This window comes from Actibacterium pelagium (genome assembly GCF_002285415.1).
GTDB classification, from domain to species: domain Bacteria; phylum Pseudomonadota; class Alphaproteobacteria; order Rhodobacterales; family Rhodobacteraceae; genus Actibacterium_B; species Actibacterium_B pelagium.
This window is the reverse complement of the sequence record NZ_NSBU01000007.1, coordinates 645,563-665,618: the sequence shown is the minus strand read 5'-3', so window position 1 is coordinate 665,618 and position 20,056 is coordinate 645,563. Positions and strand designations below refer to the sequence as shown.

The following is a 20,056-nucleotide window of genomic DNA, read 5'->3' as shown; positions in this document are numbered from 1 at the left end:
TTCTGCGCGGCCCTGAAAGGTCGTAAGACCAGAAGGCTTATTTGATTTTGCCTTCTTTGTATTCCACATGCTTGCGCACGACGGGGTCGTATTTCTTGACCACCATTTTCTCGGTCATGGTGCGAGCGTTCTTCTTGGTCACGTAGAAGTGGCCGGTGCCCGCGGTCGAGTTCAGGCGGATCTTGATTGTGGTAGGCTTCGCCATTTTGTCATCTCCGTCAGGCGGACCACAAATCGCAGTCCGTAGAATTCCTTGAAGTCCGCCTTTTACTTGCAGGGGGCGCGAAGTCAACCAGCTATCTGTAAAAACCGCCTCTCAAACGGAAAAACCCGACGGCAGGATCAGTTAATCCCGTTGTGGCGCTGCAACTCGCGGATATAGGCGATGATATAAGTCACATCAGCCCGTGAAAATCCGTCTTGCGGCTGCATGTCGCCAAACCGCCAGTGATGAGATCGGACACCAACTGCAACAGCACGCTGAAAACTTTCGTCGCCGTGGTGGCTAGGCTCATAAATCTTGTGAATCAGCGGAGGCCCCGCCCCATCGATTCCCGAAGCGTTGGGGCCGTGGCAGGCGATACAGCGGGAATTGAACGCCTTTTCGCCAATCTGGGCATTTGCGGACAGTGATGCTGGCACAGCCACGTTGGCAAGCACGACAGGGCCAGAAGCAACTGCATCATCGGGTTTCCCGTCGTCCGTCAACAGAATCCAAACCCCAAGCACCGCGGCCCCTGCCAAGGCACCCAGTCCTGCCACAACTCTACGTTCCAAATGCACGCTCCCTTTTTGTCCGGTCAGACTTTGAAAGGTTCCCATAGGGGAAGGTCAAGCGCGGATGACCTGTAAGCCGGATTCTGTCCAGGGGTTGCCCCCTTGGATGACCATTCTTCTGGGCGCGCCGTTGCCGACGTGCTCTAGCTGCCAACCCGGGCCTCTGGGCTGAAGCGTCCCTGCGGCGTACCGCACGAGGCCCCTATTCGGCATTGCTCCTGGTGGGGCTTGCCATGCGGGGTCTGTTACCAGCCCCCCGGTGGGCTCTTACCCCACCGTTTCACCCTTACCCCCAAGTGGTATCGCTTGCGCGACCCGTTTGGTGGCGGTCTGTTCTCTGTGGCGCTTTCCCTCGGGTTTCCCCGGCCGGGCGTTACCCGGCACCATTGCTTCATGGAGTCCGGACTTTCCTCGAAGGTTCCCCTCCGCGGCCATCCGGTCATCCGCGCTTGGCTGATTTAGGTGCTGATGTCGCTACGGTCAACGGGAAAGCGGCGCGCCAGATCAGCCATCAGCGCGCGGTCTGAGGCGTCTAATGGCCCGCTGGCATACGGACGAAAGCGTTGCCGAAAGGCGTCCAGCACAGCCTTTTCCCGGCCCTTAACGGCGTATCCGAAGGTGGTGGCTGATTGATGAAAGTCAGCGTCCTCGCCATGCTCTGGCCAGACAGACAGGCCTTCTTCGGCCAAACGACGCCAATCAAACCTACGACCCGGATCAAACTTGCGATCTGGCGCCATATCGGAATGGCCAATCACCTGTTCCGGGCGAATGGCCCAACGATCCATGATCTGCGGAAGCAAATCCTCTAACGCCGCCATCTGGGGTTCGGGAAACGGATGCGCGCCATAGTTGGAAAGCTCTATACCGATGGAATAGCTGTTCACATCCGTGATCGGGCCCCAAGCCCCTGCCCCGGCATGCCAAGCACGATGTTCTTCCGGCACAAGGCTAAACACCTCTCCACGCTCATCGATCAGGTAATGGGCCGAAACCTCGGCCACGGGGTCACACAGGCGCTCTAACGCGGCCTGTGCGGTTTCCATCGCTGTATAGTGAAGAACAATCAGGCAGGGCAGCGAGCCGCCCCGCCGCTCACCGAAATTCGGCGAAGGGTATGGGGTCACTGCACCGCCAAGCGGAATGGGCGCGGATCCCAATCACAGGCAAACCCGTCCCCATCGGGGTCAAGATTTTTGCGGTCTCGTTTCGGGCCACCAGACGCAAGGAATTCTTCCTGCGCAAGATCTGCCGAATTGAAGCGCGAGCAGGCCCGCTCTGACGCAGACGCCCCACGCAGGTTGGCCCGGGTGTAAATCTTCTGACCAACGTTGTTGTTGGTATCCAACGCGTATTTCACGATATTCGGACGGTTCGAGCTTGATCGGCTTGGCAAAGCGGTTGCCTCTACCTGAACATAGGTTTCACGCTGTGCTGCAAGCCGTTCGCGGTCGCTTTCAATGGTCTCACGAGACGATACAGCTTCGAAATCCTGCTCGTCCGAAATACCGGGGTTGTCGGTCGACGGCGTGATCACAGGTGCCGCAGTTTCTGCTTGGGCAACCTGCACCTCTGCGGGTGCCGTTTCGCCGCCGACAGGTGGCAATACAGTTTGCTCGACTGAGATATTGTTCCCGGCCAAGCTGGCCTCACGGTTTTCACGCGCCTGAATGTACTCTTCATAAGAACCGAAACCCACACCATTCTGGTAATAGGTTTCCTGCACGCAGCCGGCCAGACCAACTGCCAAGGCAATTCCAATCGCGATACGCATGATGGACCTCTGCTCTGTCTTCTTTTTATCTCGCGGGCGAGATTACCACCATTTGGACGGCTTGGAAACAAAACCAGCCGCGCTCTCAAGTGCATAGGCGGTGTTCAGCAGATCACCCTCTTCCCACGGACGGCCAATCAGTTGCAGACCAAGCGGCAGACCCTGCTTGTCCAGACCGGCTGGAACCGAGATACCGGGCAGACCAGCAAGGTTCACGGTAACGGTGAAAACGTCGTTCAGGTACATCTGAACCGGATCAGCATCCTTCATCTCGCCAAGACCAAAGGCCGCGGACGGGGTCGCCGGGGTCAGGATCGCATCGACATCTGCCGCGAAGACATCATCGAAGTCTTTCTTGATCAGGGCACGAACCTTACGGGCGCGGTTGTAATAGGCGTCATAGAAGCCCGCAGACAGCACATAGGTGCCGATCATGACACGGCGCTGAACCTCGGGGCCGAAGCCTTCGGCGCGGGTTTTCTCGTACATCTCGACGATGCCGTCCCCTGCCGCCAGTTTGGCGCGGTGGCCGTAGCGCACACCATCATAGCGGGCAAGGTTCGAAGACGCCTCTGCCGGGGCAATCACGTAATAGGCAGGCAGCGCGTATTTGGTATGCGGCAGAGAGATATCGACGATCTCGGCGCCTGCATCTTTCAGCATCGCGGTGCCGTCGGCCCAAAGCTGTTCGATCTCTTCGGGCATACCGTCCATGCGGTATTCTTTCGGGATCCCGATCTTCTTGCCTTTGATGTCGCCGGTCAGCATCGCCTCGAAATTCGGAACCGCCAGCTCGGCGCTGGTCGAATCCTTCGGGTCATGGCTGGCCATGGATTCCATCATGATGGCAGCGTCGCGCACGGTCTTGGTCATCGGACCAGCCTGATCCAGCGACGACGCAAAGGCGACAACGCCCCAACGCGAACAACGGCCATAGGTCGGCTTTAGCCCAACGATGCCGGTGAAGGCCGCAGGCTGGCGGATAGACCCACCTGTATCGGTACCGGTTGCTGCCAGACACAGGTCTGCCGCAACGGCCGAGGCCGACCCGCCCGAGCTGCCGCCCGGTGTCAGTTCACGGTCGTCGATCTTCCACGGGTTAACCGCGTTTCCATAGGTCGAAGTTTCGTTCGAGCTGCCCATGGCGAACTCGTCCATGTTCAGCTTGCCCAGCATGACCGCACCGGCGTCAGCCAGGTTCTGGCTTACGGTCGATTCATACTCGGGCTTGAAGCCTTCCAGAATGGCCGAGGCCGCCTGGCTTTCCACACCCTTGGTGCAGAACAGGTCTTTGATACCAATCGGGATACCGCACATGGCGGGGGCGTCACCGGCCTTAATGCGGGCGTCTGCCGCTGCGGCGCGTTCCAGCGCAATCTCGGGTGTCTTGTGCACGAAAGCACCCAAAGCGTCCGCCGCTTCGATTTCGGCCAGACAGTCTTTGGTCAGCTCAACCGCGGATACGTCACCGGCACGCAGCTTGTCGCGCGCGTCAGCGATGGTCAGTTTCGAAAGATCAGCCATTATTCCACCACCTTCGGAACCGCAAAGAAGCCTTCACGCGCGTCCGGCGCGTTCGACAGGATTTTGTCTTGATAGTTACCATCGGTCACAACGTCCTCGCGCCGCTTCAGGCGCATGGGCGTGACCGAGGTCATGGGCTCTACACCCTCAACGTCAACTTCGTTCAGCTGCTCCATGAAGGTCAGGATATTGGACAGCTCGCCAGCCAGTGCGGGCAGGTCACTTTCGTCCACGGCGATGCGCGCCAGATGCGCCACCTTCCGGGCTGTGTCGATGTCGATAGACATGGGTTACTCCGTCTTGGTCGGGCTTGGGTTTAGCCCCGCCGTGCGAGGGCTGCAAGGCTTGTGTCTTGCATAGACAAGGATCATCCAGCCCAGCATCACCGCATTCAGGATATGCCAGAGGAAATGTGTGCCAATTGGCAGCGATCCGCACAAAGGTTCATCAATCGTACGGAAGGTCAGCGAGACGCCAAGAATCGCTACGCCGATCAGCATCCCCTTCGCTGTCTGCGGGCTTTGCCGCCACATCAGGGCCGACAGGATGACAATCCCCAACGGGATGGGCATATACCCGGCCGAGCTTCCCAAGACCCCAAGCTGTGAAAATATTGGGACGGTCAGGGCCGCATAGGGGAAGAAGCCCACCACGGCAGCGACCGCTTGCCATGTCGGGCGGCCCATCATGTCGCGCACGATCGCAAACAGGTAGATCAGCACGAATATCAGGATCGGGATCACATCAGCCGTCGCCGACCACGCCGTCGCCAAGGTGTGAAACAGGCCCGAACCGACGCCGATCAAGAAAAGCGTGACGCAAAGCGCGGCGCCAAGCGGCGCCTGACGGGCCTGTCGCCACACCAAGACCGCAGCGACCATGAAGGCCAGATTGGTCACCGCATTGATCGGCTCTGCCCAAAGCCCCGGCCCCAGCCTTTCGCAATAAGCATCAATTTGTTCAAACGGATCCACGTGCTACCCTCTCGTTACGACGCGCAGAATACACTTAGGGAGTTTTTCGGAAATGCGAATTCTTTGGCTTGGACATTCCGGGTTTCGGATCGAAATCGGCGATCAGGTGTTGCTTGTTGATCCCTGGCTGACGGGCAACCCGATGTTTCCCGAAAGCAAACGCGCAGAGGCCGTCCAAGGGGCCACTCATATCCTGATATCTCATGGCCACGGCGACCATTCAGGCGATGCACTGGCGCTGTCGAAAGAGCTAAACGCCCCTCTTGTCGGGATTTACGACCTGATGAGCTGGTGGGAGGAAACCGAAGGCGTTCAGACTGTTGGTTTCAACAAGGGCGGCACTGTCGCGCTTGGCGATGTGAATGTGACCATGGTGAACGCGGCGCATTCATCCTCGATCAGCGGTGCGAATGGGCCGATTTATTCGGGCGCAGAGGCCGGGTTCATGATTTCGGGTGAAGGGCACACGATCTATTTCTCGGGCGATACAGATGTCATGGCCGACATGAAGATTTTCAACGATCTACATGCCCCCGATATCGGCATCCTGTGCGCAGGCGGCCATTTCACGATGGATATGAAACGCGCGGCCTATGCGGCGACGACCTTCTTCGACTTCAAGACGGTGATCCCCTGTCACTATCGCACTTTCCCGCTGCTGGAACAGTCAGCCGCGGAACTGAAAAACGCATTGTCAGGTGTCAACGTGATTGAACCAGAGGTTCTGGATCCAATCGAGATCTAGTAATCCGGCCAATCCGCGGGGAGACCACTGCGTACGGTCTCTTCGCAATATTTGGCGATCTCCTTGCGGTCAGCAAAATCGGCGGCCGCGACAGGTTTGTGGTAGATCACCTCGACCGAACCCTGTTTCTTGGCGGCCAGAACCTTTAGCAGGTTACCGCCAAATTCCATCTCTCCCCACCAACCGTAGAAACGCGGGTCTTCCTCGGTTCCGCGATAAACGACGGTAACCGGCTGGATGTGCAGTTCTTCCTTCAGTGGCGGCAGCATGAACGCCTGAAACAAGGTCGGCTTGAAGGTTATCACCCGACGGCCGTCGGTAGAGGTTCCTTCGGGGAAGAACAACAGTTTGTGGCCGGCGTGAAGGCGGTCTTCAAAAAGCTTCGTCTGAGCCTTCGCCTCGCGACGATCACGGGCGATAAAGACGGTGCCCGTGGCACGTGCCAACCAACCGATACCCGGCCAGCTTGCGACCTCTGATTTCGAAACGAAATAGATGCGCTTACGGGCATTCAGCGTGAAAATATCCAGCCACGACACGTGGTTTGCCACGACCGCCCCCGGCTCTTTCATCAATTGACCCGTGGTCTTGTACGGGATGCGCAGGATGACGAAGGCCATCCGGCAGACGAACTGAGTGATATATGGGGTGATCGGACGCCGAAGGCCGAATATCGGCCGCTCAATCAAACGGACCAGCAGCAGTAGCCCAAGACAGCCAAAGGTCACGATCCCAAGCGTCACACCACGCCATACAACCCTAACCCAGTCGAAGCCTTTGATCCGTGGCTCGATCGGGGGTGTTTCGGATTCCCAAGTCGTGGTCACAGTCCGGCCCCTTGAGTATAGCGCGCCTTGGCCTTGGCGGTCATACGCTCTGTATCCATCAGAAGGCACACGTCCACGGTATTAAACGCGTGGTCGACATAGGCGCCCTGCCCCACAAACCCGCCAACTCGCAGGTAAGCCTTAATCAAAGCGGGCGTTGCCAGCATCGCTTCGCGGCGGTCCACCTGATCAACGGGCAGTACATCCATCGCCACGCCATTATCCGCCAGAACAGTGACGCGCATATCTTCCGGTGCCAGATGGTTGTGATGCAGGAAAGACAGCGGCTGCGCCAAAGCCTGCACATCCGTGCCATGAAAGCTGGCCACACCGAACAGGATCTCGATTTCGTGCTTCAGGACGTAATCGCCGATCCCGTTCCAAATATGGTGCATCGCCATCCCACCGCGATAGTCGCGATGCAGGCAAGACCGCCCCAGTTCCAGCAAGCGCCGCCCAGAGGATTTGATCGGAGTCAGGTCGAATTCGCTTTCGGTATAGAACTGACCAATCCTTTCGGCCTGTTCTTGTCGCAACAAACGATACACCCCGACGACCTGCATATCGAACGGGCGACTTTCATCCAACAACAGCAGATGGTCGTAGAACGGATCGTAGGCGTCTTTCTCAAGCCGCGCTTCGTGATCGACCAACTCGCCGTCACTGCCCAGCTCTTCCACGAAGACCTCATAGCGCAGGCGCTGTGCTGCCTTCAGCTCGTCCGGGGTCTCGGCCAGCTTCAGTTTGAAATGGTCATCCGCCGCGATCATCTTGGCTTACTCGTCCTGCATTTGTTTGCCGCGTATCTATTCAGGTCCGCGACCCTTTGCAACAAAACTGACAGATCCAAGTAAAAGACCGAATTAACCTGCCGTTAAGCAGGCTGTGACAGGTCTTGACCTTCTAACAACCCTAAGACGTAAATACAGGCGTCAAAGCAACTTTGGAACCATCAATGACCACCTTGCCCTGTTCCTGGAAATTCACCGTGATGCGCCCGTTGATATTCGACTGGACTTGGCCCAGCCCCCAGTCGGGTTGGTCTGGGTGTCGTACCAGCATCCCAGGCTCTAGCATCGAATTCAAACTGGTCATTCCCGGTATCCTTTCCACAGGTGCCGCATGAAATCGGCTGAAGATCTAAGCGCGCTGGTCAGTTCGCGCATTTGCCATGACCTTATCAGCCCAATCGGGGCAATTGGAAATGGGTTAGAGCTGCTTTTGATGTCGCATGACGCCTCTTCCTTTGGGCCAGAGTTCGCCCTGATCCAGGATAGCGTCAAGAAGGCGAACGCACAGATCAGCCTGTATCGGATCGCCTTTGGTCAGGCCGCATCCGAATCCAGCGTTTCCGGGATCGAAATCGGGCGCGCGCTGAATGACTGCTATGGCGAGGGGCGTATCCGTGTGCGGCAGAATCTGCCGACCCAGATTGACCGCAGATCGGCCAAGGCGGCGCTTCTTGGCCTGATGTGTCTGGAAAGGGCCCTACCCCGCGGCGGTGACATCAGGCTGACTTTTCAGGAGGATCGCTGGACACTGCACGCCACTGGCGACATCCGTTCCCTGTCTTTCGAGGCTATCACAGCAGCCGACCCGGCAGACGTTCAGAACAGCCTGTTTCCGATCGCTGTCAAAGCCGCTGGCCGAACCCTCTCGGTCACCAAAGGCGACCGAGAGACCACGATCAACTTTTAAGCACGGGTCGTTCCGTCGCCTTCGACGATATACTTGAAGCTGGTCAATTGCTCGGCCCCGACGGGGCCGCGCGCATGCATCTTGCCGGTCGCGATACCGATCTCGGCCCCCATGCCAAATTCTCCGCCATCTGCAAACTGGGTCGAGGCATTGCGCATCAGGATCGCACTGTCGAGCCGTTCGAAGAACAACTCGGCAGCCGCATCATCCTCGGTCAGGATGCAGTCTGTGTGACTGGAGCTGTACTGGCGAATGTGGGCAATCGCGCCCTGCACATCGTCCACAATCTTCGCGGCGATGATCGAGTCCAGGTATTCCTTACCCCAATCCTCGTCCGTTGCAGCAACAGAACCAGACAGGCCTTCACCCGCGCGCACTTCGACACCGGCCTCGATTAGTGCATTGATTAGGTCCTGCCCCAAACTATCGGCGATATCACGGTGGATCAGCAGGCACTCTGCGGCACCACAGATCCCGGTGCGACGGGTCTTGGCGTTCAGCACAACATTCAGCGCCTTCTGGGGGTCTGCCGCGGCATCGACATAGACATGTACAATGCCTTCCAGATGCGCAAAGACAGGCACACGCGCCTCGCGCTGCACCAGCCCGACAAGGCCTTTACCACCACGGGGAACGATCACGTCGATATAGTCGGTCATGGTCAGCATTTCGCTGACGGCCGCGCGGTCGCGAGTCGGCACGCGTTGGATTGCATCCTCGGGCAGACCTGCAGCCCGCAAACCATCCTGAAGGCAGTCATGGATCAGACCCGACGAATGAAAGCTCTCGGAGCCTCCGCGCAAGATCACAGCGTTGCCCGCCTTCAGGCACAAAGCGCCTGCATCTGCAGTCACGTTCGGACGGCTTTCATAGATCACACCGATCACGCCAAGCGGTGTGCGTACACGCTTGATATGCAGGCCAGAGGGGCGATCCCACTCTGACATCACGGCCCCAACAGGGTCGTCCTGATCAGCCACGGCACGCAGCCCGTCGCAAATGCCCTGAATGCGGGATTCGTCCAGCATCAGGCGGTCCATCATCGCGTCCGACAGACCTTTGTTACGGCCAAACTCTAGATCCTTGGCGTTTGCGGCGATGATCTCGTCCCGGCGCGTCCAAACGGCATCGGCTGCTGCCTCTAGCGCTTTCTGTTTCGCCTCTGGTGCGGCAAAGGCCAGTTCTGCGGCGGCGGCTTTTGCCTTCGCGCCGATTTCAGCCATCAGTTCGGGGATATTATCCAAATCTTTCATAGCACCAGATCGTCCCTGTGAATTAACGCGGCGCGACCGGGATAGCCCAGCACCGCTTCGATGTCACGGCTGTGGTGGCCCTTGATCCGGGCGGCCTCATCCGAAGTGTATCGTGACAGGCCCGAGGCAAGCTGATTGCCCGACGGGTCCAGAACTTTGACCGGGTCGCCGCGTTCGAAACGTCCGGTCACAGAGGTGATCCCGGCGGGCAAAAGCGACTTACCCTTCATCAAGGCGGTTACGGCGCCTTGGTCGACCGTGATCGCGCCCTTCGACTTCATCGCGGCAATCCAACGTTTGCGCGCGGCTTGCGGGTCGTCCTTGGGCAAGAACCACGTGCAGTTCGCCCCCAGTTCAAGCGCCAGCAATGGGCGTTCGACCGACCCTTCGGTGATCGCCATTGCGCATCCTGCGGCAACAGCGGTCTTTGCCGCCATGACCTTGGTCTTCATGCCACCGCGCGACAGGCCAGAGCCTGCGTCACCGGCCATCGCCTCAATCTCGGGGGTAATTTCTTCAACCGTATCGAAGCGCGTCGCATCAGGGTTTGATGCGGGATTGTCGGTGTAAAGCCCATCCACGTCGGACAGCAGAACCAGCTGATCCGCCCCAATCGTTGCCGCCACCTGCGCGGCAAGCCGATCATTGTCCCCATAGCGGATTTCATCGGTGGCGATCGTGTCGTTCTCGTTCACGATGGGCACCACACCAAGGGACAAAAGCTGTTCGATCGTCGCGCGCGTGTTCAGATAGCGGCGACGATTTTGGCTGTCTTCAAGGGTCGTCAGAATTTGCGCGGTTGTGATGTCATGAGGGCTAAGCGCCTCTTCATAGGCACGCGCCAAACGGATTTGACCCGTGGCGGCCGCAGCCTGAGATTGCTCTAAAGCCAATTCGCCCATCGGCAGGCCCAGAATACCGCGCCCCAAAGCAATGGAGCCCGAGGACACCAAAACAACATCGGTTTCGCGTGCCCGGATCATCGCAATGTCCTGAGCAAGCGCTCGCAACCAACCGGACCGCAACGTACCGGTGTTCCGATCCACCAGCAGGGCCGACCCGATCTTTACGACCAGACGTTTTGCGTCCTTTAGGGCTGCCACGTGTCGGGCTCCTCTTCGGCCTTTTTCATACGCAGACGATCTTCAGTAATCTCTGCGCGAACAGCCCGCAGCACATCAACCGTGCCTTCCTGACTGACGCCAGACATCAGAAGAACGGGGCCGCCGACGGCCTTTTCCAATTCCGCCTTACGCAAGGCACGCTCTTCCTCGTCCATCGCGTCGATTTTGTTCAGAACAGTGACACGAGGCTTCTCGGCCAACTCTCCGCCATAGGCTTCAAGCTCTCCGATGATGGTTTTGTATTCTTCGACGAAATCGTCGTTCAGACCGTCCACAAGGTGCAGAAGAACCGCGCAGCGCTCCACATGGCCAAGGAACTGGTCACCCAGACCACGGCCCTCGGATGCGCCCTCGATCAGGCCCGGAATATCGGCCACGACGAATTCAGCGCCGTCAACACCAACAACCCCAAGGTTGGGGTGCAGCGTGGTGAACGGATAATCCGCAATCTTGGGGCGCGCGTTAGATGTTGCCGCAAGGAAAGTCGACTTGCCCGCATTCGGCAGACCCAGAAGGCCCGCATCGGCAATCAGCTTCAGCCGCAGCCAAATCGTGCGCTCGACACCGGGTTGACCGGGGTTCGCGCGGCCGGGTGCCTGGTTGGTCGCAGTTTTGAAGTGCAGGTTACCGAAGCCACCGTTGCCGCCCTTGGCCAGCAGAACGGTCTGCCCGACCTCGGTCAGGTCGGCAAGGATGGTTTCCTGATCTTCATCTAGGATCTCGGTGCCGACGGGGACCCGCAGGATGATATCATCACCCCCTGCCCCAGTACGCTGTGCGCCCATCCCGGGACGCCCGTTCTTGGCAAAGAAATGCTGCTGATACCGGAAGTCGATCAGGGTGTTCAGACCCTCGACCGCTTCGGCGATCACGCTGCCGCCTTTACCGCCGTCCCCACCATCGGGACCACCGTATTCGATATACTTTTCGCGTCGGAAGCTGACGCAGCCGTTCCCCCCGCTTCCCGAGCGGATGTAAACTTTTGCAAGATCGAGGAATTTCATGGTTTTCAGCTTTCGCGACTTAAGATGGGCAGGCGATAAAACGAAACGCGCCCTAACTCAAGCGAGCTTAGCGGGCGCGTTGCAGGAAAGACAGGCGCAATGCTGCGCCTGCCGGTGTCATGGCAGTTTCTTCAGGTAGGTCCAGGTGGGTACTTGAGCGTTGCGCGCGATCGAGAACGTCTCGGCATCGCCAATATATTCGAAACCAGCATTGGTCAGCACACGGGCAGACCCCGGGTTGTCCTGAAACACCTCGGCAAAGATGGTCTTGCTGCCCTGAGGGTTGGCTGCCAACAGCGCTTGCACGGCTTCAGACGCCACGCCGCTGTTCCACAGACCCGGCGCGACCCAGTAACCGATCTCTGATTGGTCACGGTCCATACGCGCCAGCGCGATGGTTCCCATGACCTCTCCAAGACCTTGTGCGCTGCCGTCCATAACCCAGACGTCCTCTGTCCGCTCGGGCGACTGTGCACGGCCAATAAAGGCCTCGGTCGCGCCCGGGGGCAAAGGATGCGGAATAGAGCGCGTAAACCGCGCCACGCGTTCATCGCCAGCATACATGTTCAAAAGACCCGCATCAGACTTGCGCACAGGGCGCAGTACGAACCGCTCTGCCTCTATTGAGGGCTGATTTATAATTGTATCTAATTTCATGCCTTCCCTCCTCCGAAAAGCACATACGCGACGCTGGCGACGGTTAAGGCCGCCAAGGCCCACATCAAATAACGCTCTGCCGTTGTCCCGGAAACGGTCGCTGCTAGTCTTTCTCCTCCAAAGACCCACAGCGGGTGCAGGATTACCTGACACGACAAAAAACAGATGGCGATCACCGCCGTTGCATACAAGACCGGGGTGTCCGGGCTCACGAAATTTGTGAACCCGGCCGTGATCATGGCCCAGGCCTTGGGATTTAGCGGATGCACGATCAGCCCGGCTAAGAAACCCGGTGCTTTCTGTGCGGCTTCGCCAACATTCAAACGCATGTTCGCGACCCGCCACGCCAGCCAGCAAATATAGGCAGCCGACGCCCATTTCAGTGTTTCAAACAAAAAAGGCACGGATTGGGCAAGAGCCAGCAGGCCAAAACCGACCGGCCAGATCACCAGCTGCTTGCCTAGCGCGACACCTGTAACAAACGGCAGCGCAGGCCGAAACCCGTACCGCGCACCGGTGGCAAGCAGCGCCATATTGGCGGGTCCGGGCGTCCCAATTTGCGACGCCGCGAACAGCAGAAATGATCCAATTGCAACACCCATCACTGGGCCTTTCGTGAAACGAGAAGAGGGACCGGCTTTCGCCGATCCCCCTAAAACTTTAAACCTTGAGGTTTCGGCTTACTCAGCGGCCTCCGCCACCGGGAGAACCGAAATAAAGGTACGGCCTTTCAGGCCTTTGTGGAATTTGACGGCGCCTTCTGCAGTCGCAAAGATGGTGTGATCTTTGCCCATGCCGACATTTTCGCCCGGCCACATCTTGGTACCGCGCTGACGCACGATGATGTTGCCCGGAATCACTGCCTGACCACCAAATTTCTTAACACCAAGGCGACGACCAGCTGAGTCGCGACCGTTACGGGATGAACCGCCAGCTTTTTTATGTGCCATTCCAGTCTCTCCTTAGCCTTTAGCCAGTTCTTTAGCCTGTTCGACCCAGTTTTCACGCTCGATCCGGCCTTTGAACGACAGTTTCTCGTCAAACTCGGCGATGTCCGCTTCGGTCCATGCCGCGATTTGTGCGAACGAGGTCACGCCTGCGTCCAGCAGTTTCTTCTCAAGTGCGGGGCCAACGCCCGACAGCTTTTTCAGATCGTCGGCGCCTGCCGGTGCTTCTGCCTTGGCTGCCTTCTTAGGCGCTGCCTTTTTGGCTTCCGCTTTCGGCGCAGCTTTCTTGGCCGGAGCAGCGGCAACAGCAGCAACAGCCGCAACCGAACCCGCGCCAACAGCCGCTTTCACGCCCGATTTGTCACCACCCTTTTCCAGGATGTCGGTGACGCGCAGGACTGTCAGTTGCTGACGGTGGCCCTTGGTGCGCTTCGAGCTGTGCTTACGACGACGTTTGACAAAGTTGATGGTCTTCGGACCTTTGATCTGGTCCAGAACCTCTGCCTGAACAGCAGCGCCATCAACGGTCGGCGCGCCAACCTGGGCACCTACCATCAGAATTTCGTTGAATTGGACGGTTTCACCCGCCTCGGCGGCCAGTTTCTCAACACGCAGTACGTCACCAGACTGTACTTTGTATTGCTTGCCACCTGTTTTCAGGACCGCAAACATTCGGTCTTCCTTCTCTTTGCCCGCGTCCTGTGGCCCTGTCTGTGACAGTGTTATGCCGTTTCCGGCGCCTCGAACAGCGCGCCCCTTTGGGACGTCATTACACAGAATCCCTGAACGCACTGCGCCCAGAGGCGCGCTGTGTCACTGATTTCCGTGAAGCTGTCAACCCTTAACACCTGTTTACACAGGGTTTCATGGCAATCGAGCTCTTAAATCTCTTCCGAAACCAAAAAGCCACCTGTGGTCAGGCCCAATTCGCGGGAAATCCTGCGGAAAACCGTGTCAAAGCTTTCAAACAGGACTGTAAACAACGCTTTGCCCTCTTCGGTCTTGGAAAAGGCGATGTAGCCCAAAACATCGTCATCCGTAAGATCCTCGTACGCGATGGCGTGATAGGCCCAGATCCAACGATCAACTTCCTGACGAATTTCCGGTTCCTGCGCCCAAACCTCGCGCAACACGTCGCTTTCAGACATACCGCCTGGGATCGCTCCGCTGTCGATCAGGCCATAGTAGAATTCATAGCTGGAATTCAGCGCACTGGTGACGTTGCGGTCGATCAGGTGGTTCAGATACTCCAGACGCTCTAGCATTTCCAAGCGTGGGTCTTCGACCTGACGCATGTGGTCTACCAGAGAATGCGCTTCGGCTTCGGCCTCTTCCGACAATAAAACCTGACGCGCGTCCAACTCTGCCTTGGCGATGGCTTCTCCGGCCCCGCCAACGTAATAGCCCAGCAACGCATCAAAGTCCGCGTCCTGCATCCGAGCGGTCATCTCGGCACGCAGTTCATCCTCCATCCGGGTTTGATCATAAATAACCTCGACCATGCCACCCCAATCGTCGATCACCCTGCCCTGCAACAAGGTTTCCGAGATCTCTTCGGCATATTCCAAACCTTCCACCCGCATCACAGCGATCAGTTCCGGCAGGTTCAATGCGCGATAAAGCTGGTCAAACTTCTCTTCAGCCCCGGCCGTCGCGGCCGACACCCACAAGGGAAAGCTAAGAAGGAAAACAAAAAGGCGTTTCATGTCACAAATTCAGAATATTTACGCAAACCTAACCAAAGTAAGGCTTGCGGCATAGCCCCGAATTTGTTTCGCCAGATCAAGAACGAAGAAGGACTTTGTTGGAACCCATCGCCTGCGCGATCCGCTGGTAGCTGACCTGACGACGCTTCGAGGTCCCGGCAGAGCGCAGCAACATAGTCTCTGTCTCTTCGATGATCTGGATCGCGGCTGCAAATGCCTCTGCCTGCTTGGCGGGGCTGGTCGGCGTCAGCGGACGACCCACCGGGGTGGCTTTGCCATTACGCTCTACCGTCAGGCGCTCTTTGGCGCCACCCGGTTCACCGGCTTCCTCCGCCAAGGCCCGAAGGCGGCTTGCTGCGGACTGAAGTGCTTCCTGCACTTCGGAATACTCGCCCGTCAGGTCCGGGGATTGCGCGAGGATTTCATATCGCTGCGCGATACAATCAATCCGAAGCCGCAGTGGAACGTCATCGCACCGGTCATTCACCGTCTCAATAGACCGTGTAACTTCACGAGTTTCTTTCGGTGAGGTCGGCTTATCGTCACCCGTGGTGTCATCACACCCCGCGAAGTAAAGCTTTTCCACTCCACGCAAGATAGGATTGATCGATCCTTCTTCCGTTTCACTGTCAAAGCCATCATGGCATTCGATCTGGTACGTACTGCCGGAAACACCCTCAAGCGTTGGTGTCGGCAGAACAGGAGATGCAAAAACAGGGGTTCCCCAAACGCTTTGCATCCCCAACGCCAATACGGAAACTGCGGAAATGGTTTTCATAGGGTTCCTCCGTCAATCATTCTTCAAGCCCATAGGCCTTGCGGATCCCCCGCTGAGTGCCCGGACCAAAATCTCCGTCGATACCGCCGGAATAAAATTCATTCTCTGCCAGCTTGGCCTGCAAGGCCTTGCGCGTGGCGTCGTTAAACATCGTCGGGCGTTCTGTCAGAATATTCAACACATCCTGAGAGCCCGTACGCAGCGCATCGTAAAGATAGCGCGCCGCGTCCCCTGCGGATTTGCCATCCACAATACCGTCATCAATCAAAGCGGCAAAGTTGAACATTGCCTGCGGGTGACGCAGATCGGCTGCGCGTTCAAAGAATTTCAGTGCTGTCAAAGGATCCTGCGGCAGGCCAACGCCGCCCTGATAATAAAGGAACCCAAGATCATTGATCGCATCAGCAAAATCCTGATCCGCGGCTTGCCGATACAGGTCCAAGGCCTTGGCGTCATCCTGAGCGACCCCGATGCCGGTTTCGTAAAGCTTCGCCAGTTCGAATTGCGCCTCTGCCGAACCGGCTTCGGCTGCGCGCGCCAACCAGTCAACGGCCTGCGCGGGATCATAGCCCTCTTGTTCGGGGTTCATACGCATATAGGCCATACCCAGCATTGACCGGGTATCGCCATCCTGCGCCAAAGCGGCCAATTGCAACTGCTGCTCGGGCCGGATTTCCGACCAGACCTTTGAACGATCCTCGATACCGGCGGTCAGTTGACTGTCAGTTGGGCCCGCCAAATAGAACGGTGTCCCTGACAAAGAACCATAGGTATGCGGCTCTTGCAGGTTAGCCGTGGCTGAAAGAACCTGATCACGCACCTGACGGAACATCAGGCTGATCTCCAACCCTGGTTGGGCCAGTTTGTCGGCCAATGCCAAAGCGAAGGGGCTGTTGTTGCCTTCGCCGTCCAGCGCGACATTGCCATCACGCGCGGCAAAAGACACAAGGGTACCGCGCTCCGGATCCGCAGGCGCCAACCCGCCCCCGCCCCCGCGCGTGGTGTCAGTCTGACCCGTCTCGGCCTGAACAGTCTCAATCGAATCCAGCGCATCGCCAAACGGGTTGTCGCGGCAACTGTCTAAGATCACGATCCGCATTTTGCGGGCTCGTTCCACTGTGTTCATCAGACCTTTCAGAGAAATGGACTGTCTTTGCACGTCTCGGTTTGATCGAACATTAGCATCTACGGGGACAAGAAAGTTCTCTCCCTGCACCTCAATCCCATGGCCCGCATAATAGATAAGTGCCAGATCGGCCGTCTCGGCTTCGAAACTGAAGGTGCTCAGCGCCCTTTGCAGGTCTTGAAACCCACCATCCACAACGGTCGTGACCTCAAACCCGATCCTTTCAAGGACCGAGGAAATCATCTGTGCGTCATTGGCGGTATTCTTCAATGTAGAGATATGCTGGTAATTCGCCATACCGATCACCAACGCAATCCGCTCTGCCGCCTGAACGCCAGACGCCGACACAACACACATACAGATCGCGATTAGCCGAAAAAGCTTCGACACGCCCCACCTCCTGCTTTCGGGCCTCAGCCTGCCCGTCCATCTGACTCGATGATATACCAAGTCACTCTATGACCCCAACATCGAATTCATGTGTCAGACGACAGACAATCGTCTGTGTTTTCAAGGGAAAATCTGTCGCGGGTGAGTATTTGATGGCAGGCATGTGCAGATTTCTGGCAGTTTGAATAATTTCTCTCTTGCACCCGGCAGCCCATGACCATATTCAGCCCCCCACGCGGAGAGGTGCCGGAGTGGTCGAACGGGGCGGTCTCGAAAACCGTTGTACCTTCACGGGTACCCAGGGTTCGAATCCCTGTCTCTCCGCCATAATTCCCCAGATACCACTTCCCAGTTCGTTTTTGCTCTCAGCGCTGCTTCAACGCCATCAAACGTGAACGAAATGGAATATCTTGAATAGCTGCCGCCTTTGCCCGGGCCAGCCTGTCAGCAATCTCTGACGGCATCGCCTCTGCATGTGGGGTCGGGTGTTGGTTCACATGAAGCAACATGAACTCGCAAATGGCGACGGGTTCGCCATTGTGGATCATCTGCAGATAAAGGTGGAACCGTTTCTGGTCACTTCCCAGAACCACGGTTTCCACCCTGACGCGGTCGCCGACCTTGACCTCTTTCAGGTAATATTTGTGCTCTTCCAGCAGGTAGATCGTGCATCCGGTCTGCTTGCGATAGGCCTCGTCAAAGCCGACCTCGTCTTGGAATGAATCCACCGCAAAGCTGAAGACCAGACCATAAAATGCGTCGCGCATGTGGCCATTGTAATCAATCCAGTCAGGGTGGATCTCTGTCTCGTAGAGGAAAGTCTCGCTCATCAGGACCTCGGGCTTACAGCGCATAAAACGTGGCGGCAGTGTTATGGAACACCTGACGATGCATCTCTTCCGGCACAATGGACAGGTGCGCCCGTGCCAAAGTGGCGTAGTCGGAATAAAGACTGTCGACCGGGAAGTTCGATCCGAACATGCATCGGTCGGGTCCGAATTGCTCTAGACAGGTTTCGATGATCGGGCGGAAGTCTTCCGTGCTCCAGTTATGCTGAAACATCCCCAAACCTGACAGCTTGCACGTCACCTGGGGCAGATCGGACAAGGCGCGCAAGCGCTTTGCCCAATCCGCAAGGCCCTGCGGCGTGCGGTCATGCGGGCTGCCAGCATGACACAAGGCGACCTTGGTTTCCGGCGCGGCTTCCAGCACCCGGGCTGTCTTGTCCATCAGTTCGGGGATGAGTTGCAGATCAAAGGAAAGGCCCCTGCCCCCGGCCAGCCGCAGACCATCGGCAAACCTTGGATCATCCAGCAGGTCATTGGTGCCGGTCACCGCGTCTTCACCCGGCGCACGTCCAACGATCTGACGAACGCCAAGGACGGAGGGCAACTCTTGAAAGGCGTCAAGCTGGGCCTCAAGGTTCGACGCCGTTAGGTCGCAAAAAACGACCTGAGCCATCGGCCAATCCGGGGTGGCCTCGGCCACCGACTGAACCCATTTCGCTTCGGCCAACCCATCTTCGGCACCGACCTGAATATGGACCGACGACGAAACCCCCTGGGCCCTAGCATCGCGCCGGAACTCATCGATCAGATAGTTGCGCTGGATCGGGGTTGGATCGCCGAAGAACCGTTCAACCCCTTTGGCCATCAGCCACGGATAGTTGACGGCACCAAGATCCCAAAGGTGGTGATGGGCATCAATCATGTCAGAGTACCGTCCTGCAATTGCGCCAAGATGTCGACACCCTGCGATTTCCAGAAATGCAGAAGGTCGATGAAGATCCAGTTCTCGGCCAGCTTGTCCCCGTCACGGCGATAGATATCGATAACCCGAAACTCTCCTCGTTTTCCGGTGGCGGGATGACCCATGAACTCTCCGGTTAGTCGGGCCGTGAAATTGGGCCAGCCAAAGAATCCACCAAAGTTCCCTTCGGCCAGTCGGGCGATATGGGACGTCTTTTCCCGATCGGAAAAGGCGGCACGGAACGGGCCGGAATGTTGCTTTGCATAGCGCGGAATGGTGTAGGTCGCCCCGATGCCTGTCGGCCCCCACCACAGCATGTCTTCAGCCCAATCCAGACGCAATTCGTCCTCTAGGCTTAACCCGCTGTTCCACTGTCCCAAATTGGTGATCATGCTGTTGATCAACGCCAAGGTGGCCTCGCCTTCGCTGGCAGGTTGCGCATCAAATAGAAGACCACCGTGGGTCCTTGGCCCGGGTTGCACCAGATGCTGCGCGGTCTGTTTCGGGAAGGCCCGGATACCGGCCTGCTCCATCAGGTGGGGCAAATCGAAATACATCGCGGTTTCGGTGATCTTGCCGTCCACGACGCGGTTGAACTCGCAATAGCGCAGCATGGCGATCTTGCCAGTTGGCGGAATGCCTACGAAAGCTTTGTCGAACAGGCCCATCAGGTGGCCCATGGACACAACCCAAACACCGTTGAACCCGTCAATCTGATTGAGGCCTGCGAAAAACACATCCTCGCGCCGCTGCAACGACGTCAGGCTTGCCCGCAAAGGGCCCCAAAACTTTTCCGCGACCCGCGCTGGCCCCCTGATTTCGTTGAACGGATGAAATCCGCGCCAAGTCAGTTCGTCCACACAGTGCTGGCGCAGCACTGCAGCCTGATCTGCGCCCGGCGCGTCCAGACCTGCATAAAGCGCCCGAACCACAGCTTTGGCTGCCTGAATCGCTTCCATATTTTTCCCGCTATTTCTGTTACTTACCACTTTTTTGCATGCGT

At 57.7% G+C, this 20,056-nt stretch carries 25 protein-coding genes, 1 tRNA gene and 1 other RNA gene; 3 read left to right on the top strand and 24 right to left on the bottom strand.

The window, feature by feature from the left end; genetic code table 11:
• Window positions 1-37 precede the first annotated feature (37 nt).
• The 8 genes from rpmG to CLM58_RS12165 all read right to left on the bottom strand — a co-directional run bounded on the left by rpmG (window position 38) and on the right by CLM58_RS12165 (window position 5,049).
• Window positions 38-205, bottom strand: a complete 168-nt coding sequence (gene rpmG / locus CLM58_RS12200; RefSeq protein ID WP_058315632.1) for a 50S ribosomal protein L33 — start codon at window positions 203-205, stop codon at window positions 38-40.
• A gap of 137 nt (window positions 206-342) precedes the next feature.
• Complete coding sequence (locus CLM58_RS12195; RefSeq protein ID WP_233133111.1) at window positions 343-762, bottom strand: c-type cytochrome; 420 nt, start codon at window positions 760-762, stop codon at window positions 343-345.
• 71 nt (window positions 763-833) lie between these two features.
• Window positions 834-1,224, bottom strand: an RNA gene (gene rnpB / locus CLM58_RS12190) — RNase P RNA component class A.
• Between the two features lie 11 nt (window positions 1,225-1,235).
• Window positions 1,236-1,904: an N-acetylmuramoyl-L-alanine amidase gene (locus tag CLM58_RS12185; RefSeq protein ID WP_229666106.1), complete on the bottom strand. Its 669-nt coding sequence runs from the start codon at window positions 1,902-1,904 to the stop codon at window positions 1,236-1,238.
• On the bottom strand, window positions 1,901-2,551 hold the full coding sequence (locus CLM58_RS12180; RefSeq protein ID WP_095596183.1) for a hypothetical protein: 651 nt from the start codon (window positions 2,549-2,551) through the stop codon (window positions 1,901-1,903). The genes CLM58_RS12185 and CLM58_RS12180 overlap by 4 nt, the downstream gene beginning before the upstream one ends.
• 42 nt (window positions 2,552-2,593) lie before the next feature.
• Window positions 2,594-4,075, bottom strand: coding sequence for an Asp-tRNA(Asn)/Glu-tRNA(Gln) amidotransferase subunit GatA (gene gatA, locus CLM58_RS12175; protein WP_095596182.1), 1,482 nt, complete (start codon window positions 4,073-4,075; stop codon window positions 2,594-2,596).
• Window positions 4,075-4,362, bottom strand: a complete 288-nt coding sequence (gene gatC, locus CLM58_RS12170) for an Asp-tRNA(Asn)/Glu-tRNA(Gln) amidotransferase subunit GatC (protein WP_095596181.1) — start codon at window positions 4,360-4,362, stop codon at window positions 4,075-4,077. Before gatC ends, gatA begins: the two co-directional genes overlap by 1 nt.
• Before the next feature lie 3 nt (window positions 4,363-4,365).
• Window positions 4,366-5,049, bottom strand: coding sequence for a ceramidase domain-containing protein (locus CLM58_RS12165; RefSeq protein WP_095596180.1), 684 nt, complete (start codon window positions 5,047-5,049; stop codon window positions 4,366-4,368).
• A gap of 52 nt (window positions 5,050-5,101) precedes the next feature.
• On the opposite strand from CLM58_RS12165, the gene CLM58_RS12160 reads away from it, so the two are divergent.
• Complete coding sequence (locus CLM58_RS12160) at window positions 5,102-5,794, top strand: metal-dependent hydrolase (RefSeq protein WP_095596179.1); 693 nt, start codon at window positions 5,102-5,104, stop codon at window positions 5,792-5,794.
• On the opposite strand, the gene CLM58_RS12155 is transcribed toward CLM58_RS12160, so the two are convergent.
• The 3 genes from CLM58_RS12155 to CLM58_RS12145 form a co-directional block, all read right to left on the bottom strand.
• Window positions 5,791-6,621, bottom strand: coding sequence for a lysophospholipid acyltransferase family protein (locus CLM58_RS12155; RefSeq protein WP_095596178.1), 831 nt, complete (start codon window positions 6,619-6,621; stop codon window positions 5,791-5,793). The genes CLM58_RS12160 and CLM58_RS12155 overlap by 4 nt on opposite strands.
• Complete coding sequence (locus tag CLM58_RS12150; RefSeq protein WP_095596177.1) at window positions 6,618-7,391, bottom strand: GNAT family N-acetyltransferase; 774 nt, start codon at window positions 7,389-7,391, stop codon at window positions 6,618-6,620. The genes CLM58_RS12155 and CLM58_RS12150 overlap by 4 nt, the downstream gene beginning before the upstream one ends.
• A 142-nt stretch (window positions 7,392-7,533) precedes the next feature.
• The gene (locus tag CLM58_RS12145) at window positions 7,534-7,716 is read right to left on the bottom strand and encodes a DUF3553 domain-containing protein (RefSeq protein ID WP_095596176.1); all 183 of its coding nucleotides are present in this window, start codon (window positions 7,714-7,716) and stop codon (window positions 7,534-7,536) included.
• 27 nt (window positions 7,717-7,743) lie between these two features.
• Between CLM58_RS12145 and CLM58_RS12140 the strand changes: the two genes are divergently transcribed.
• The gene (locus tag CLM58_RS12140) at window positions 7,744-8,319 is read left to right on the top strand and encodes a histidine phosphotransferase family protein (RefSeq protein WP_095596175.1); all 576 of its coding nucleotides are present in this window, start codon (window positions 7,744-7,746) and stop codon (window positions 8,317-8,319) included.
• Here CLM58_RS12140 and CLM58_RS12135 read toward each other — a convergent pair.
• From CLM58_RS12135 to CLM58_RS12090, 10 genes are all read right to left on the bottom strand, one after another.
• Window positions 8,316-9,572, bottom strand: coding sequence for a glutamate-5-semialdehyde dehydrogenase (locus CLM58_RS12135; RefSeq protein WP_095596174.1), 1,257 nt, complete (start codon window positions 9,570-9,572; stop codon window positions 8,316-8,318). The two genes, CLM58_RS12140 and CLM58_RS12135, sit on opposite strands and share 4 nt — an antisense overlap.
• The gene (gene proB, locus CLM58_RS12130) at window positions 9,569-10,675 is read right to left on the bottom strand and encodes a glutamate 5-kinase (protein WP_095596173.1); all 1,107 of its coding nucleotides are present in this window, start codon (window positions 10,673-10,675) and stop codon (window positions 9,569-9,571) included. The genes CLM58_RS12135 and proB overlap by 4 nt, the downstream gene beginning before the upstream one ends.
• The gene (gene obgE / locus CLM58_RS12125) at window positions 10,663-11,700 is read right to left on the bottom strand and encodes a GTPase ObgE (protein WP_095596172.1); all 1,038 of its coding nucleotides are present in this window, start codon (window positions 11,698-11,700) and stop codon (window positions 10,663-10,665) included. The genes proB and obgE overlap by 13 nt, the downstream gene beginning before the upstream one ends.
• Before the next feature lie 117 nt (window positions 11,701-11,817).
• Window positions 11,818-12,357: a GNAT family N-acetyltransferase gene (locus tag CLM58_RS12120; protein WP_095596171.1), complete on the bottom strand. Its 540-nt coding sequence runs from the start codon at window positions 12,355-12,357 to the stop codon at window positions 11,818-11,820.
• Entirely contained in the window at window positions 12,354-12,959 is a 606-nt protein-coding gene (locus tag CLM58_RS12115) for a LysE family translocator (RefSeq protein WP_095596170.1), read from the bottom strand. The genes CLM58_RS12120 and CLM58_RS12115 overlap by 4 nt, the downstream gene beginning before the upstream one ends.
• A gap of 78 nt (window positions 12,960-13,037) precedes the next feature.
• On the bottom strand, window positions 13,038-13,307 hold the full coding sequence (gene rpmA / locus CLM58_RS12110) for a 50S ribosomal protein L27 (protein WP_095596169.1): 270 nt from the start codon (window positions 13,305-13,307) through the stop codon (window positions 13,038-13,040).
• Between the two features lie 12 nt (window positions 13,308-13,319).
• Window positions 13,320-13,976, bottom strand: a complete 657-nt coding sequence (locus CLM58_RS12105) for a 50S ribosomal protein L21 (protein ID WP_095597088.1) — start codon at window positions 13,974-13,976, stop codon at window positions 13,320-13,322.
• A 209-nt stretch (window positions 13,977-14,185) separates the two neighbouring features.
• The gene (locus tag CLM58_RS12100; RefSeq protein ID WP_095596168.1) at window positions 14,186-15,010 is read right to left on the bottom strand and encodes a hypothetical protein; all 825 of its coding nucleotides are present in this window, start codon (window positions 15,008-15,010) and stop codon (window positions 14,186-14,188) included.
• Between the two features lie 76 nt (window positions 15,011-15,086).
• The gene (locus tag CLM58_RS12095) at window positions 15,087-15,788 is read right to left on the bottom strand and encodes a hypothetical protein (RefSeq protein ID WP_143226567.1); all 702 of its coding nucleotides are present in this window, start codon (window positions 15,786-15,788) and stop codon (window positions 15,087-15,089) included.
• 16 nt (window positions 15,789-15,804) lie between these two features.
• The gene (locus tag CLM58_RS12090) at window positions 15,805-17,304 is read right to left on the bottom strand and encodes a caspase family protein (protein WP_095596166.1); all 1,500 of its coding nucleotides are present in this window, start codon (window positions 17,302-17,304) and stop codon (window positions 15,805-15,807) included.
• A gap of 237 nt (window positions 17,305-17,541) precedes the next feature.
• On the opposite strand from CLM58_RS12090, the gene CLM58_RS12085 reads away from it, so the two are divergent.
• Window positions 17,542-17,631 (top strand) — tRNA-Ser (locus CLM58_RS12085).
• A gap of 38 nt (window positions 17,632-17,669) precedes the next feature.
• Here the strand turns inward: CLM58_RS12085 and CLM58_RS12080 are convergent.
• The 3 genes from CLM58_RS12080 to CLM58_RS12070 are packed head-to-tail and all read right to left on the bottom strand — an operon-like array spanning window position 17,670 to window position 20,012.
• The gene (locus tag CLM58_RS12080; RefSeq protein ID WP_158221906.1) at window positions 17,670-18,134 is read right to left on the bottom strand and encodes a thioesterase family protein; all 465 of its coding nucleotides are present in this window, start codon (window positions 18,132-18,134) and stop codon (window positions 17,670-17,672) included.
• 13 nt (window positions 18,135-18,147) lie between these two features.
• A complete protein-coding gene (locus CLM58_RS12075) occupies window positions 18,148-19,014 on the bottom strand; it encodes an amidohydrolase family protein (protein ID WP_095596164.1) in 867 nt (288 codons plus the stop codon).
• The gene (locus tag CLM58_RS12070; protein ID WP_095596163.1) at window positions 19,011-20,012 is read right to left on the bottom strand and encodes a nuclear transport factor 2 family protein; all 1,002 of its coding nucleotides are present in this window, start codon (window positions 20,010-20,012) and stop codon (window positions 19,011-19,013) included. The genes CLM58_RS12075 and CLM58_RS12070 overlap by 4 nt, the downstream gene beginning before the upstream one ends.
• Between the last annotated feature and the right edge of the window lie 44 nt (window positions 20,013-20,056).

What these genes read in the sequence shown, in the direction of transcription:
- obgE (WP_095596172.1), bottom strand. Translation starts at nt 11,700, where the DNA reads ATGAAATTCCTCGATCTTGCAAAAGTTTACATCCGCTCGGGAAGCGGG.
- CLM58_RS12180 (WP_095596183.1), bottom strand. Translation starts at nt 2,551, where the DNA reads ATGCGTATCGCGATTGGAATTGCCTTGGCAGTTGGTCTGGCCGGCTGC.
- CLM58_RS12095 (WP_143226567.1), bottom strand. Translation starts at nt 15,788, where the DNA reads ATGAAAACCATTTCCGCAGTTTCCGTATTGGCGTTGGGGATGCAAAGC.
- CLM58_RS12120 (WP_095596171.1), bottom strand. Translation starts at nt 12,357, where the DNA reads ATGAAATTAGATACAATTATAAATCAGCCCTCAATAGAGGCAGAGCGG.
- rpmA (WP_095596169.1), bottom strand. Translation starts at nt 13,307, where the DNA reads ATGGCACATAAAAAAGCTGGCGGTTCATCCCGTAACGGTCGCGACTCA.
- CLM58_RS12105 (WP_095597088.1), bottom strand. Translation starts at nt 13,976, where the DNA reads ATGTTTGCGGTCCTGAAAACAGGTGGCAAGCAATACAAAGTACAGTCT.
- CLM58_RS12140 (WP_095596175.1), top strand. Translation starts at nt 7,744, where the DNA reads ATGAAATCGGCTGAAGATCTAAGCGCGCTGGTCAGTTCGCGCATTTGC.
- CLM58_RS12070 (WP_095596163.1), bottom strand. Translation starts at nt 20,012, where the DNA reads ATGGAAGCGATTCAGGCAGCCAAAGCTGTGGTTCGGGCGCTTTATGCA.
- CLM58_RS12115 (WP_095596170.1), bottom strand. Translation starts at nt 12,959, where the DNA reads ATGGGTGTTGCAATTGGATCATTTCTGCTGTTCGCGGCGTCGCAAATT.
- CLM58_RS12145 (WP_095596176.1), bottom strand. Translation starts at nt 7,716, where the DNA reads ATGACCAGTTTGAATTCGATGCTAGAGCCTGGGATGCTGGTACGACAC.
- CLM58_RS12100 (WP_095596168.1), bottom strand. Translation starts at nt 15,010, where the DNA reads ATGAAACGCCTTTTTGTTTTCCTTCTTAGCTTTCCCTTGTGGGTGTCG.
- rpmG (WP_058315632.1), bottom strand. Translation starts at nt 205, where the DNA reads ATGGCGAAGCCTACCACAATCAAGATCCGCCTGAACTCGACCGCGGGC.
- gatA (WP_095596182.1), bottom strand. Translation starts at nt 4,075, where the DNA reads ATGGCTGATCTTTCGAAACTGACCATCGCTGACGCGCGCGACAAGCTG.
- CLM58_RS12150 (WP_095596177.1), bottom strand. Translation starts at nt 7,391, where the DNA reads ATGATCGCGGCGGATGACCATTTCAAACTGAAGCTGGCCGAGACCCCG.
- CLM58_RS12135 (WP_095596174.1), bottom strand. Translation starts at nt 9,572, where the DNA reads ATGAAAGATTTGGATAATATCCCCGAACTGATGGCTGAAATCGGCGCG.
- CLM58_RS12075 (WP_095596164.1), bottom strand. Translation starts at nt 19,014, where the DNA reads ATGATTGATGCCCATCACCACCTTTGGGATCTTGGTGCCGTCAACTAT.
- CLM58_RS12160 (WP_095596179.1), top strand. Translation starts at nt 5,102, where the DNA reads ATGCGAATTCTTTGGCTTGGACATTCCGGGTTTCGGATCGAAATCGGC.
- CLM58_RS12080 (WP_158221906.1), bottom strand. Translation starts at nt 18,134, where the DNA reads ATGAGCGAGACTTTCCTCTACGAGACAGAGATCCACCCTGACTGGATT.
- gatC (WP_095596181.1), bottom strand. Translation starts at nt 4,362, where the DNA reads ATGTCTATCGACATCGACACAGCCCGGAAGGTGGCGCATCTGGCGCGC.